Below are 13,958 nucleotides of genomic sequence, written 5' to 3' on the forward strand. Positions count from 1 at the left end.
GATGAAAGAACGTCGCCGATTTTCACGGGTGGTTTATCAAGCCCCTGCCGTGTTAGTTCAAGGATCGCATCGTATTGACGCATCAATTCGTGATCTTTCTTTGCACGGTGTATTACTCGCATGTGATGCTGCCTCGACGCTGAGCCGCGAAGAGGACGTCAATGTACAATTTTCACTTCCAGGGAGTGATGTCGAGATTCAACTTGTCGCCAAGGTGGTTGGACTCAATAACAATATCATCCGTCTTGCGATCGATCATATTGATATTGAGAGTATCGGACACCTAAAACGCCTGGTCGAACTCAATGTTGGGGATGACGATCTTCTCCATAGGGATATTGAACATTTATCCGATTTAGGTGAAGAAGCCTAATAGAACCCATATGTCGAACAAAATTACTATTTCGATACCAGCGCCGGCTGGTATTTCGCGTTTTTACCTATCTCGTCGTGCTGTCGCGACCACATTGGCCCTAGCGGTTGTAGGTGTCATGGCCGCAGGCACTGGTGTCTACACCTACTGGCAAACAAGCCAAAGCGAGCAAGCGGCGCTCACGCAAGCACTGGCAGCAGTGAGTGAAGAAAAGCGTCAACTCGAGCAGCTTTACAGCCAGCAGCAAGACGAAACCCATCAGTTGGTGCAAGAGCTTGAAGCGAAGAAGACTCAGATTAGCGTATTGGGTCGACGCGTGTACGATGTGGAAGCGGTGCTCGGTCTGGTTGATGACAATCAAGAAACACCACTGGAAGAAGTCCCACTGGAAAGCCGTATTGATGCTGCAGCAATAGACTCTGCGGTGCGTGCGACGATGTTTCGTCTGATCCCCAATGACTCACCGATGGAGTACCTGCGTGTCTCCTCATCTTACGGGAGGCGAACAAACCCCATTACAGGGCAGCGCCATACACACACCGGGATCGATCTCACCTGCAAACCTGGTCAGCCTATCTATTCACCGGCCGATGGTGTGGTAGAAACCGTGCGACCGAGCAACAAAGGGTTTGGTAACTTCCTCACCTTACGTCACTCGTTTGGCTTTATGAGCTCCTACGCGCACCTTGCCAAGTTTAAAGTACGCAGCGGTCAGTTTGTCAGTAAAGGTGAGCAGATCGCCACTTGTGGCAATTCTGGCAACTCAACTGGCCCACATTTGCACTACGAGATCCGCTTTTTAGGGCGAGCGCTAAACCCGCAATACACCATGGATTGGACCCCGGACAACTTCCACTACTTGTTTGAAAAAGAGAACAAAGTGAAGTGGGCTCCGCTGGTACAGTTGATTGATAACACCGTCAGACTGCAAGTGAGCTTGACGCAAAGCCCGTACGTTGATGACTCGGTCAATACCGTAAAAGCGGACGACTCGAAACCTGAGCACACCAGCGTGCAATAAGTACATGGGTGGTCGATGTGCAGATAAATGCAATGCGATCAAAAAAAGCTGCCTAGGCAGCTTTTTTTATAACAAGAATGTAGCTCAGCCACGATGAATCGCATCGTTCGCTTGCTTAAGTAGATTTTGGCTCTCATTCATAAACTGCTGAGAATGGTCTCCAAACCACTCGCTCACTTTGTTAAAACTGTCGACAAACGCTTGTTTGTCCTTACCTTCCAAAATTTCTAATGCCTCACCGAAACTGCGATGGAAGCGCTTAATCATCTCAATATTCTCTTGCGAAGAGAGGATGATGTCGCCATAGAGGTTGGGATCTTGCGCAAACAATCGCCCAACCATGGCCAACTCCAAACGGTAAATCGGCGAGCTCAGCGTCAGTAGCTTGTCCAAATTCGGATTTTCTCGGCTAAGGTGTAGGCCATAGGCAAACGAAGTAAAGTGGCGCAAAGCTTGGATCAGGGTCATGCCTTGATCGTGCTCTTTGGCATCAATTTGGCACAAACTCGCGCCCCAAATTGAAAATTGCTTGAGCAGCCACTGATACTGCTCTTCACCACGACCATCACAATAGACAATGACCTGCTTGGCTAAACTCGGCACATCAGGACCAAACATCGGGTGCAAACCGACGACAGGACCAGAGTGAATGGCCATCATCGCTTGCAGCGGCTTAGACTTAATCGAGGTGAGATCGCACAAAATACAGTCATGGGGCAGATTACCCAGTTTATCAATCACCCCTTGAGTGAGATGAATTGGCACTGTCACGACCACCATACCCGCGTTGTGGAGGATCTCGTCCGCATTCGGCCAATCTTGACTGCCAAGCACTTTGACTTGATAGCCCGACAAGGTAAACATGCGGCCAAACAGACGACCAAGCTGACCGTTACCACCAACGATCACCACCGAACGCAGCTCTGGGTTCAAACACTTAAAGCCGGAGTCTTTTTCACTGGCGTAGGACTCACGCATAGTGCGGCGCAAAATGTCCTCAATCAACTGAGGAGGAACCCCGATCTTTTCCGCTTCGGCTCGGCGGGAAGCCAACATCGCCGCTTCGCGGTCAGGCGCATAAATGGGCAAACCGTGCTGGCTTTTTACCTCTCCCACTTTCTCTACTAATGCGAGGCGCTGCGCCAGTAAAGCTAATATCTGTTTATCGACTGCGTCAATCTCATCACGCAACCCGCTAAGTTCTACAGCCATCAATATCCCTTCGTATCCCTTTTTAACTTGCGAAGCATGACTTCGCTAAGCGGTCTTGTAGAAATGGAACCAGCTCTTTGTGAGCGTGACGTAATAGTGCCTCAGTTGCGTCCCAATTGATACACGCATCCGTGATAGAGACGCCGTATTTCATCTCACTTAGCGGGATGTCAGATGACTGGTTACCTTCATTTAGGTGACTCTCAATCATCAAACCAATAATTGACTTGTTGCCTTCACGAATTTGGTGAATCACATCTTCCGCCACCAGTGGTTGACGACGGAAATCTTTGCGAGAGTTGGCGTGGCTACAATCCACCATCAACGAGGCGTCAAGACCCACTTTTGCCATGTCTTGCTCACATTCCGTTACGGAGACAGAATCGTAATTGGTCTGTTTGCCGCCTCGTAAGATCACGTGACCATTCGGGTTACCTTGTGTGGTAAGCAGCGCCACTTGGCCTTCGCTGTTGATGCCCATAAAACGGTGGCTTGAAGAGGCCGCTTGCATCGCGTTAATGGCAGTAGACAGGCTGCCATCGGTACCGTTTTTAAAGCCAATCGGCATCGAAAGACCACTGGCCATTTCACGGTGAGTTTGAGATTCCGTCGTGCGGGCACCGATCGCCGCCCAGCTGAAGGTATCCGCGAGGTACTGTGGGCTGATAGGGTCGAGCGCTTCAGTGGCCAGTGGAATCTCCATCTCTGCCAGTTCCACCAGCAGTTGACGACCTACATGCAGGCCATGTTCAATATCAAAAGAGCCGTCAAGATGCGGGTCATTGATCAAACCTTTCCAGCCGACGGTCGTGCGCGGCTTCTCAAAGTACACACGCATCACAATGTAGAGTTGATCGCTGAGTTGCTCATTGAGCTTTTTCAGTCGCTGCGCGTACTCTTTCGCGGCATCGACGTCGTGAATAGAACAAGGACCACACACCACCAATAGACGGTGATCTTTTTTATGGATAATGTTGGCAACGGTTTGACGAGACTCTTGAATAAAACGGCGCGCTTTGTCACTCAGCGGCAGCTTCTCTTTCAACTGCTCAGGGGTAATTAGGACCTGCTCGTCCGTAATATTGATATTACTTAACTCACTCTTTTTCATCTCGCTCACCGTACACTTAAATTTACATTCATTTTTATTTGGGTGCTTATACAAAGCAATAGCGACAAAATAACAGAGTAAAAAAAGAATGCAACCGTAAACAATAAAAAACACAAGGTGTAAGTTAAAATATACACCCATTACTTTCTGAACGGAACGGTCATTCTAAATCAAGAGTGCCTTGCCGCCTCGGCGATACCTTTCCGCTGGCTTACGATATACACTATACAAAAACAGACGTACGGTGTGTTATGGACCTGATCCTCTCTTTGCTGCAACAAATGTGTGTCTATCTTGTGTTGGCTTATATGCTCAGCAAGACACCCATTTTTCTTCCTTTACTTAGCATCTCAAGTCGGCTGAGCCACAAGGTCAGTGTCTACATTCTCTTCTCATTATTTTGCATTATGGGCACCTACTTTGGTCTACAAATCAATGATGCCATTGCGAACACGCGCGCCATCGGTGCGGTTATGGGTGGCCTGTTTGGCGGCCCTGTCGTTGGCTTTTTTGTCGGTCTCACGGGGGGGCTACACCGATATACGTTAGGTGGCTTTACCGACTTAGCTTGCGCGATCTCCACCACGGCAGAAGGGCTTATTGGTGGTCTTCTGCACACCTATTTGCTGCGTAAAGGTCGCGGAGAACAGCTTTTTAACGCCAGTGTGGTGTTTGCCATTACTTTGGTCGCTGAGGTAGTGCAGATGGTGATCATCTTGATTGTGGCAAAGCCGTTTGAGCAAGCCTATTCATTGGTTTCTGATATTGCAGCGCCCATGATTATCGCCAACTCTGTAGGGGCCGCCCTATTTATGAGCATCCTTCACGACCGCAAAACCATCTTTGAGGAGTACTCGGCGACGTTTTCACGCCGAGCATTAAACATTGCCGAGCGCTCTGTCGGTATCCTCGCCTCCGGTTTTACCAGCCAGAACGCAGAAAAAATCGCCCGCATTGTCTATGAAGAGACCAACGTCGGCGCGGTGTCGATCACCGATAATGAAAAAATCCTCGCGTTTGTCGGTATTGGCGATGATCACCACAAACCGCAAACGCCGATCTCTTCACAAAGCACCTATGACGCCATCAACCAAAACAGCATCATCTATCTCGATGGCAGCGAGCGACCTTATCAATGCTCGCTCTCAACCACATGCAAACTGGGCAGCGCCTTGATCATCCCGTTGCGCTCTGGTGATAAGGTGATCGGCACGATTAAGCTCTATGAACCCAAACGCAAACTCTTCTCCACCATCAATATGACGATGGCAAAAGGGATCGCGCAGTTACTCTCCAGCCAGATCCTCTATGGCGATTACCAACAGAAACAGACTCTACTCTCGCAGGCGGAAATCAAACTGCTGCACGCTCAGGTCAATCCGCACTTTCTGTTTAATGCATTAAACACTATCAGTGCCGTTATCCGTCGCGATCCTGCCAAGGCGCGTGAACTTATTCAGCATTTGTCGCAGTTCTTCCGCAGTAACCTCAAGCAAAACATTGCCAGTGTGACACTCAAAGAGGAGCTCGCGCACGTCAACGCCTACCTAACGATCGAGAAAGCGCGCTTTGATGATAGGTTGGAAGTGGAGATCGACATTGACGACGCGTTACTCAATCTGCAAGTCCCAACCTTTACTTTGCAGCCTTTGGTGGAAAATGCGATCAAGCATGGTATCTCAAACTTGCTCGAGGGCGGGCATGTGCGGATATACAACGAAACAACGCCACAGGGCGAAAGGATTGTGGTGGAAGACAACGCCGGCAGTTATCAAGAACCCGAGCCAGGCCACCTAGGATTAGGGATGCAAATTGTCGATAAACGGCTCACCAGTAAATTTGGCCGTGGTTCAGCGCTCAATATTGAGGTAAAACCCAACCAATTAACACAAATGAGCTTTATCATACCTCGCCCTTTGAAGGTAGCGTAGAACCGATGCGGATTGATAAGTAATGCGGATTGATGAGTAAGGACGATACATGCTGACAGCACTAGTCATTGATGACGAGCGATTTGCCCGCGAAGAGCTGACCCAATTGCTTGAAGAAACGGAATGTGTGACCGTCATAGGTGAAGCAAGCAATGCCATTGAGGGGCTAAAGAAGATCAACCAATTGAGGCCAGATGTGGTCTTTCTCGACATTCAAATGCCGCAAATCACAGGGATTGAGCTTTTGAGCATGCTCGACCCCGACACCATGCCCAAGGTGGTGTTTGTCACCGCGTATGATGAGTTTGCCATTCAAGCGTTTGAGGACAATGCGTTTGACTACTTACTCAAGCCGGTTGAGCCCTGTCGTTTGGGAAAAACCATCAAACGACTTAAACACACAGAGCCCCGCCCGCTCCCATCCGCTTTAGCGCCTGAGGCGCTGAGCCAAATTCCCTGCATCGGTTTAAACCGCATCGTGATCATCCCAACGCAAGAGGTCGAATTTGCTTACAGCGATATTTCGGGCGTCCATGTACAAACTCGGCATCAAAAAGCGACCTCTCAATTGACGTTAAAGGTGCTAGAAGAAAAAACTCCGCTGGTACGCTGCCATCGCCAGTTTCTCGTCAACTTGAAAACCATTAAGGAGATCAAGTTGCTCGAAAACGGCCTTGCGGAGATCTACACCGTCAGTGGTTACCCGATTCCAGTCAGCCGCCGCTATTTAAAAACACTCAAAGAACGGCTCGGTTTTCACTGATCCAGCATGCGCTTCATGGCCTCGGAGGCTTGCTTCCACTCATCACTCCGGGTCAGTTCGCTGAGCGTAAATCGCTGGGTTTTGAGTAGCGTGTGCGCCTTAGGCACTGCCTGAATGGTCAAGCCATCCAATACTTGCACTTGTGCATCGCGCTGATTGCACACCAAAACCATATCGCAACCCGCTTGAAGCGATTGCTGCGCGCGCTGTGCAGGACCACCCATGACCGCTGCACCTTCCATGGTCAAATCATCAGAGAAAATAATGCCATCAAAGCCCAGTTGCTGACGCAATACCTGCTGCAACCAATAACGTGAACCGCTGGCGGGCTGATCATCAAAATGAGGGTAGATGACGTGCGCCGGCATCATGGCATCCAATACTCCAGCGTCGATGTGCGCCTTAAAGACTTGCATATCGAGTTCAAAAATCGAACTGCGCTCATCAATCGGTGTTTCAAGATGAGAGTCAGCAATCACACCACCATGGCCTGGGAAGTGTTTGCCTGTCGTGGCCATACCTAGCGTCTTCATCCCCTGCATAAACGCTCGGCTATGACGAATGACGCTCTCCACATCGTCACCGAATGCCCGGTTACCAATCGCACGGCATTCATGCCCTTTATCCAGAACTGGCGCGAAACTTAAATCGATATCGTGCGCGATCAATTCAGAGGCCATCAGCCAGCCGCCCCAACGAGCCAGTTGCTCCCCATTCTTATGCTCGGCGTACGCTTGAGCGGGGGGAATGGAAGAGAACCCATCGCGAAAACGCTGTACGCGGCCCCCTTCTTGGTCCACGCCAATCAAGATCGGTCGTTTCGCCGCCTGTCGGATAGACGCGGTCAGCGCTTGTAACTGCTCGCTATCGTGATAATTGCGTGTGAACAGAATCACGCCGCCGACGGTAGGGTGACGCAAAATTTCTCGGTCTTCAGCGGTCAGTTCGTACCCCGCCACATCTAGCCATAATGGTCCCATGTCAATTGACTCCAGCCCATGGTATTTTTCTCTATGCTGCCGAGAGTATTAGGATTATTCTCGGTTTACAATGGAAAGCATGTCGGCGAAGCGAAAATTTGACCATGAGCGAAAAAGCGTTATATATCGGGATCATGTCAGGCACGAGCCTGGACGGTGTGGACTGTGCCCTTGTCGAGATTGATGACCAAAGTGTCACGCTGCGCGATGCACTCGACTACCCCTACCCTGACCATCTACGCCAAAAAGTGCTGGCGATGTGCCTTGGTCAGCCGACCCGATTAGACGAGATTGGCGCGCTCGACCATCAGTTAGGCCACCTTTATGCCGATGCAGCGCTGGCGCTCTTAGCGAAATCTGGCACTAAAGCCCGTGATATCGCTGCAATTGGCAATCACGGTCAAACCGTGTTTCATCAACCCAGCAGCCCGACTCCCTTTACCACCCAGCTCGGCGACGCCCATATCATTGCAGCCAAAACAGGTATCGACACGATCGCCGATTTTCGTCGAAAAGACATGGCGCTCGGTGGGCAAGGCGCACCCTTGGTGCCAGCTTTTCACCAAGCCCTGTTTCCTGTGACAGATTCTAGCGTAGCGGTTCTCAACATCGGCGGCATCGCCAATATTTCGCTGCTTCGGCCAGGCAAACCCGTCATCGGTTACGATACCGGGCCGGGCAACATGTTGATGGATGCGTGGTGTGACAAACATCGCGGCGCCCCATTTGATAAAGACGCGCAATGGGCACAGCAAGGTCAGGTACATCCCCCTTTACTTGACGCTTTACTAACCGATCCCTACCTCACCCAACCTGCCCCGAAAAGTACCGGGCGAGAACATTACAACCTGCCTTGGCTGATGGCACAACTCACTCCTTTTTCACTGCCCACCGAAGACGTGCAGCGTACGTTGTGTGAGTTCACCGCCGTTAGCATTGCCAATGAAGTCACACGATACGCCGAAGGTCCCCATCCTGAGTTGCTGGTGTGCGGCGGCGGTGTTCGCAATCCGCTGTTGATGCGCAGACTGGCCGCCTTATTGCCACAATGGCAAGTGTGCTCCACAAGCGATAAAGGGGTCGACAGTGATAATATGGAAGCGATGGCGTTTGCTTGGCTAGCCTATCGCCGCCTACATGGATTACCGAGTAATTTACCCGATGTCACCGGTGCTCAGCGCTCAGCCTCGCTTGGCGTGATGTACTGGGCAGAAAAATAGGAACACTATGACTAACGATGCTTTGATTGCCGCCTTGTCTCATCTTGTGTCTGAAGGGCGCAACCCTGACACCATGGACATTGACCTGCAACCGTCGATTGAAATCGTCAAACGCTTAAACCAACAAGATAAGAGCGTACCGCTTGCCGTGGAGAAAGTGCTGCCCGAGGTGGCTCAAGCTGTCGACAAAATCGTCGAGGCGTTTCAAGTCGGTGGTCGATTGATCTATTTGGGCGCGGGTACCAGTGGCCGCCTTGGTGTGCTTGATGCCTCCGAATGCCCGCCCACCTTTGGCGTATCGGATCAGATGGTGCTCGGCTTAATTGCAGGCGGCCAAGACGCCATGTTTAAAGCCAAAGAAGGTGCGGAAGATGACCCGCAGCTTGGCGAGAGTGACTTGCAATCCCTCAACTTAACTCCAGATGATGTGGTGGTGGGCATTGCTGCCAGTGGTCGCACACCTTACGTCATTGGTGCGCTGACCTACGCCAATGAGTTAGGCGCAACGACCGTTGCACTCTCTTGCAATCCTGACTCCCCCATCGCAGAGATCGCAGAGATTGCGATAAGCCCAGTCGTGGGGCCAGAAGCGCTGACGGGTTCAACGCGCCTGAAATCCGGCACGGCGCAAAAGTTGGTGCTCAATATGCTGACCACCGCCAGTATGATCCGACTTGGAAAAAGCTATCAGAATTTGATGGTGGACGTAAAAGCCACCAACAAGAAGTTGCTAGCGCGAGCGACACGCATCGTCATGCAAGCGACAGATTGTGATAAAGCACAGGCCACAAATACGCTCGAAGAGACCGAGTTTGACGTCAAACTGGCCATTTTAATGATCCTGACTGGGCTGGGTATTCGAGAGGCTCGTGAGCAGTTGCATCACCAACAAGGCTTTCTGCGCGCCGCTGTCGAGAAACATCAGTAGCGTGCAGGGTTATTCAGTACAGGGCGATTCAGTAAAGGATTATTGAATGTAAGAGTAAACACGGTGTGCTCGATAATGGATGAACCTTGCTTATCCAACATCAATTATTGTATTCGTCCCAGCCTCGCTTCCACTCCATGCGAAACTGCTGGGCAAACTCGGTGCCTTCACAGGCACCTTGGTAATATTGGCCTGATAATCCAATCTGGTAAGCAAAATTGGGGTTACAGTACTCTTGTACACCCTCGCCATAGCCTTGATCGTAATCGTGCTGTTTAACGACGCCCAAGCTAGACAGCTCTTTGAGCGTGCGTTGGCTATTGCCTCGCACGCCATCTTGATAGCCGATTTCATACCAATCGCCCTGCTGGGCAAGCTGTTCCACAGACGCACTGCAACCAATGAGTAGCGCGATAGCACTGAATGAAGTGACACTGAAAAGCGTCGTCAGTCCGATTCTCACTCGATATCCTTTTTGATGATTGATTATTAGTAGCTAGACACACCTACTACACCACTAAAGCCGATAAATAGCCACTCCCGCCGCGAAAAAACCACTCATTACCCATACAGACCACTTAACTCACCAAACAACCACTGACCTAACCAGCACACGAAACTCGCCAAACAGCGGAGTAACATACAGGGTGTATCAATAAAACTAACACTAAGGAACGAGCTATGTTGTGGTTTTTAACCTGTGTCGCCGCACTCATCGGCGGATACTTTATCTACGGCGCTTTCGTCGAAAAAGTATTCGGAATCAATGAAAAGCGTCAGACGCCAGCCCATACCAAAGCGGACGGTGTCGACTATGTGGCCATGTCCACCCCTAAAGTTTATCTAGTCCAACTTCTTAATATCGCTGGTGTCGGCCCGATTTTTGGTCCGATAATGGGTGCGCTGTACGGCCCGGCTGCGATGCTGTGGATTGTCATCGGTTGTATCTTCGCCGGCGCTGTCCATGACTACTTCTCAGGTATGCTGTCGATTCGTAATGGCGGTGCTTCCGTACCGACGATTACCGGTCGCTACCTAGGTAATGGCGCCAAACATTTCATGAACATTTTTGCCATTGTCTTATTGCTGCTTGTGGGTGTGGTCTTCGTTTCTGCGCCAGCCGGTATGATCACCAATTTGATCAACGACCAAACAAGCCTCAGTGTCAGCATGACGACCATGGTGATTGCGATTTTCGCCTACTACATCATCGCGACTATCGTTCCGGTAGATAAGATCATTGGTCGTTTCTACCCACTGTTCGGCGCGCTACTTATCTTTATGTCTGTCGGTCTAATGACGGCAATCGCCTTCTCTAGCGAGCATACCGTCATGGGTGATTTCCAAGTCTCTGACATGCTTAGCAACCTCAACCCGAATGACATGCCGCTCTGGCCAGCACTGTTTATCACCATCGCATGTGGCGCTATTTCAGGTTTCCACGCCACTCAGTCACCACTGATGGCACGTTGTATGGAAAACGAGAAAAACGGTCGCTTTGTTTTCTACGGAGCCATGATCGGTGAAGGTGTGATTGCCCTCATCTGGTGTGCGATTGCGCTTTCATTCTTCGGTTCGCTAGAGTCACTGTCAGAAGCAGTGAAAAACGGTGGCCCAGGTAACGTTGTCTACAGCGCCTCTTTTGGTCTGCTTGGCGTCTTTGGTGGCATCATCGCCTTCCTAGGTGTGGTGATTCTGCCTATCACTTCCGGTGACACTGCGTTTCGTTCGAGCCGTCTGATCTTGGCTGAGTACTTCAACATGGAACAGAAAACACTACGCAACCGCCTACTGATGGCCTTGCCTCTGTTCGTGATTGGTGGCGTGTTGACTCAAGTAGACTTCGGTATCATCTGGCGCTACTTCGGTTTTGCAAACCAAACCACTGCGGTGATGATGCTTTGGACAGCGTCGGCGTATCTGCTTCGTCACAACAAACTGCACTGGATTACCACAGTACCAGCGGTCTTCATGACCACGGTATGTGTCACCTTTATCCTAAACAACAGTACACTAGGCTTTGGTCTGCCGATTCAAGTCTCAACCATTGCGGGTATCCTATTCGCACTGGCCGTGACCGTGTACGTAATTAAAACCTCAAAAGGCAAAGGGGAATCTGAGCTTGCGGATGAAGAAACGCCGCAAACCGTCACCAAGACTGCCTAATTCAATCCACCTTCGCTTCGCACTGCTGGCCTGAATGGCCAGCCAAAGAAAAGGCTCCCATTGGGAGCCTTAATTATTTTGCAGGTGATTTGACTAGTGCGAGGGCCGTCCGTTGCCTTAATCAACTTGTTTGATCTGCAACTCTTTCGGCACTTCAAAGAACATGTTCTCTTCACGGCCTTGGATCTCTTCGATCTCTTTTGCGCCGCCAAGGGTCTTAATCCGCTCAAGGATTTGGTTCACCAACTCTTCAGGGGCTGATGCCCCAGCCGTGACGCCGACTTTCGCTTTACCTTCTAACCATTGCGGCTGCACATCTTCAGGGCAATCGGTCAAGTAACCAGGGGTACCCAGCTTTTCTGCCAACTCTTTGAGGCGAGTGGAGTTCGAGGAGTTTTTCGAGCCGACAACAATCACCACATCGACATCTTGCGCCATTTCACGCACCGCATCTTGGCGGTTCTGGGTTGCGTAGCAGATGTCGTCTTTGCGCGGCCCTTGAATATCGGGAAACACGCGACGCAGCTCATCAATCACATCGGCGGTTTCATCCACCGATAAGGTGGTTTGGCTGACATAGTGAAGATGCGAAGGGTCTTTGACTTTCGCCTTCAACGCCATCACATCACTTGGGGCCTCAACTAGGTACATGCCCCCTGTTTGACTGGCATACTGACCCATGGTGCCTTCCACTTCAGGGTGACCGGCGTGGCCGATGAGCACCACTTCCATGTTCTTGCGGCTCGCTCTCGCCACTTCCATATGGACTTTTGTCACCAAAGGACAGGTGGCATCAAACACAGTCAGAGCACGTTCTTTGGCCTCTTTGCGTACCGCTTGCGACACGCCGTGAGCGGAGAAGATGACGATGTTGTCGTCAGGCACTTCACTCAGCTCTTCAACGAAGACGGCCCCACGTTGCTTTAAGCCTTCAACCACAAATCGGTTGTGTACCACTTCATGGCGAACGTAGATTGGCGGTTGATACATCTCCAATGCACGCTCAACTATGCTGATTGCGCGATCAACACCAGCACAAAAGCCACGGGGGTTCGCTAACAGAATTTTCATTTCATTGCTCATCGAGTCATCGTCTTCAATTGGGCGGTTATTCTACTGATAAAATTTCAACTTCAAAAGTCACATCTTGCCCAGCTAATGGGTGGTTGAAATCCACCGTGACGGAGTCGCCCGCGATTTCAGTGATGATGCCGGGGATTTCCATGCCATCTGGGCCTGAAAATGCCATGATGGTGCCCACTTCAACCTCGGCATCGCCGACGAATTTGGTTCGGTCCATGTGATGAATGTTATCTGGATTGGGCACGCCAAACGCATCGCTGGCGGCGAGCTCTATCGATTTGCTGTCCCCTTGCTTGAGACCAAGCAAACATTGCTCAAAATTATCACTCAAACTGCCATCACCAATCACTAACTTGGCGGGCTTGCCCATGTTGTGGGTACTGTCGGCAACAGAGCCATCTTTCATCTTGATGGTAAAGTGCAGCGTTACTGCGCTGTCTTGGGCGATTGTTATCACGTTACGGCTTCCTTGTTATTGTCATTCTTCGGTCTAATTCTGCGTCCAGTTTCTCGTTCTGCGTCCAGTTTCTAGCTCTGCGTCCAGTTATAGTAAAAAGCGCCGTCCGAATCAACGGACGACGCCTAAGGTTATTGCTGTCACAGACCTTTACGACTCATGCTTGGCTCTTTTTGCTACGAAAACCGTCCAAAATGATCATCGCGGCGCCAATGCAAATGGCACTGTCTGCCAAGTTGAACGCAGGCCAATGGTAATCACCCCAGAAGAAATCGAGATAATCGACCACAAAGCCGTGGACTATACGATCAAAAACGTTCCCTACCGCACCACCAATAATCAGCGCGTAGGCGATGTTGTTCCACTTTTCTGTGCTCGGCAGCTTGCTCATCCAGTAGCTAAGTAGCCCCGTCACTATCACCGCGATGGCAGTAAAGAACCAGCGCTGCCAGCCAGCCTGATCACTCAAGAAACTGAATGCCGCACCATAATTGTGAACGTACAGAAGATTGAAGAAGGGTAAGACTTCGATACGATTTGCCCAGCCATACCCCATGTTGTCCATCACCAACAATTTAATCGCAATGTCTGCGACAAAAATCACCAATGCCAACCACAGCCAGCGCAGGCCAGATTGTTTTAATGTCAATGCGTGCTCACTCATGCTCTTACCTAAAAACAGCCCCAGTGTATACTGGGGCTGTTTATTTGAC

13 protein-coding genes and 1 pseudogene are annotated in these 13,958 nt (G+C 50.5%); 7 read left to right on the top strand and 7 right to left on the bottom strand.

Going from position 1 to position 13,958, the window contains the following annotated elements; translation table 11 throughout:
* Position 1: 1 nt before the first annotated feature.
* Together AC6R0L_RS01145 and AC6R0L_RS01150 are read left to right on the top strand one after the other, a co-directional pair.
* Positions 2 to 373 carry a PilZ domain-containing protein gene (locus tag AC6R0L_RS01145; protein WP_487901870.1) on the top strand — a complete coding sequence of 124 codons (372 nt, stop codon included), beginning with the start codon at positions 2 to 4 and terminating at the stop codon, positions 371 to 373.
* A gap of 10 nt (positions 374 to 383) precedes the next feature.
* Entirely contained in the window at positions 384 to 1,394 is a 1,011-nt protein-coding gene (locus AC6R0L_RS01150; RefSeq protein ID WP_500627983.1) for a M23 family metallopeptidase, read from the top strand.
* An 84-nt stretch (positions 1,395 to 1,478) separates the two neighbouring features.
* On the opposite strand, the gene tyrA is transcribed toward AC6R0L_RS01150, so the two are convergent.
* Both tyrA and AC6R0L_RS01160 read right to left on the bottom strand, forming a co-directional pair.
* Positions 1,479 to 2,606, bottom strand: a complete 1,128-nt coding sequence (gene tyrA, locus AC6R0L_RS01155; RefSeq protein ID WP_487901868.1) for a bifunctional chorismate mutase/prephenate dehydrogenase — start codon at positions 2,604 to 2,606, stop codon at positions 1,479 to 1,481.
* 22 nt (positions 2,607 to 2,628) lie between these two features.
* Complete coding sequence (locus AC6R0L_RS01160; protein WP_500627984.1) at positions 2,629 to 3,717, bottom strand: 3-deoxy-7-phosphoheptulonate synthase; 1,089 nt, start codon at positions 3,715 to 3,717, stop codon at positions 2,629 to 2,631.
* A gap of 251 nt (positions 3,718 to 3,968) precedes the next feature.
* On the opposite strand from AC6R0L_RS01160, the gene AC6R0L_RS01165 reads away from it, so the two are divergent.
* Together AC6R0L_RS01165 and btsR are read left to right on the top strand one after the other, a co-directional pair.
* Entirely contained in the window at positions 3,969 to 5,648 is a 1,680-nt protein-coding gene (locus AC6R0L_RS01165) for a LytS/YhcK type 5TM receptor domain-containing protein (RefSeq protein WP_500627985.1), read from the top strand.
* A gap of 49 nt (positions 5,649 to 5,697) precedes the next feature.
* On the top strand, positions 5,698 to 6,411 hold the full coding sequence (gene btsR, locus AC6R0L_RS01170) for a two-component system response regulator BtsR (RefSeq protein ID WP_487901865.1): 714 nt from the start codon (positions 5,698 to 5,700) through the stop codon (positions 6,409 to 6,411).
* Here the strand turns inward: btsR and nagZ are convergent.
* Positions 6,405 to 7,409 (bottom strand): annotated as a pseudogene (nagZ, locus tag AC6R0L_RS01175) (beta-N-acetylhexosaminidase); the annotation flags it as partial. The gene btsR and the pseudogene nagZ overlap by 7 nt on opposite strands.
* Before the next feature lie 86 nt (positions 7,410 to 7,495).
* Here nagZ and AC6R0L_RS01180 point away from each other — a divergent pair.
* Together AC6R0L_RS01180 and murQ are read left to right on the top strand one after the other, a co-directional pair.
* Positions 7,496 to 8,611, top strand: a complete 1,116-nt coding sequence (locus tag AC6R0L_RS01180; protein WP_500627986.1) for an anhydro-N-acetylmuramic acid kinase — start codon at positions 7,496 to 7,498, stop codon at positions 8,609 to 8,611.
* 7 nt (positions 8,612 to 8,618) lie between these two features.
* The gene (gene murQ, locus AC6R0L_RS01185) at positions 8,619 to 9,539 is read left to right on the top strand and encodes an N-acetylmuramic acid 6-phosphate etherase (protein ID WP_500627987.1); all 921 of its coding nucleotides are present in this window, start codon (positions 8,619 to 8,621) and stop codon (positions 9,537 to 9,539) included.
* Positions 9,540 to 9,639: 100 nt separating this feature from the next.
* On the opposite strand, the gene AC6R0L_RS01190 is transcribed toward murQ, so the two are convergent.
* Positions 9,640 to 9,996 (bottom strand): DUF2799 domain-containing protein, encoded by a 357-nt coding sequence (locus tag AC6R0L_RS01190; RefSeq protein ID WP_487901928.1) that lies wholly within the window; start codon positions 9,994 to 9,996, stop codon positions 9,640 to 9,642.
* A 224-nt stretch (positions 9,997 to 10,220) separates the two neighbouring features.
* Between AC6R0L_RS01190 and AC6R0L_RS01195 the strand changes: the two genes are divergently transcribed.
* The gene (locus tag AC6R0L_RS01195; RefSeq protein ID WP_500627988.1) at positions 10,221 to 11,705 is read left to right on the top strand and encodes a carbon starvation CstA family protein; all 1,485 of its coding nucleotides are present in this window, start codon (positions 10,221 to 10,223) and stop codon (positions 11,703 to 11,705) included.
* Positions 11,706 to 11,822: 117 nt separating this feature from the next.
* Here the strand turns inward: AC6R0L_RS01195 and ispH are convergent, their stop codons facing one another.
* The 3 genes from ispH to lspA all read right to left on the bottom strand — a co-directional run bounded on the left by ispH (position 11,823) and on the right by lspA (position 13,909).
* Complete coding sequence (gene ispH / locus AC6R0L_RS01200) at positions 11,823 to 12,788, bottom strand: 4-hydroxy-3-methylbut-2-enyl diphosphate reductase (RefSeq protein WP_500627989.1); 966 nt, start codon at positions 12,786 to 12,788, stop codon at positions 11,823 to 11,825.
* A gap of 25 nt (positions 12,789 to 12,813) precedes the next feature.
* Positions 12,814 to 13,245: an FKBP-type peptidyl-prolyl cis-trans isomerase gene (fkpB, locus tag AC6R0L_RS01205; RefSeq protein ID WP_487901861.1), complete on the bottom strand. Its 432-nt coding sequence runs from the start codon at positions 13,243 to 13,245 to the stop codon at positions 12,814 to 12,816.
* 157 nt (positions 13,246 to 13,402) lie between these two features.
* On the bottom strand, positions 13,403 to 13,909 hold the full coding sequence (gene lspA / locus AC6R0L_RS01210) for a signal peptidase II (RefSeq protein ID WP_500627990.1): 507 nt from the start codon (positions 13,907 to 13,909) through the stop codon (positions 13,403 to 13,405).
* Positions 13,910 to 13,958 lie beyond the last annotated feature (49 nt).

The sequence above is a fragment of the Vibrio sp. R15-SG3-ISO1A genome (assembly GCF_059833955.1).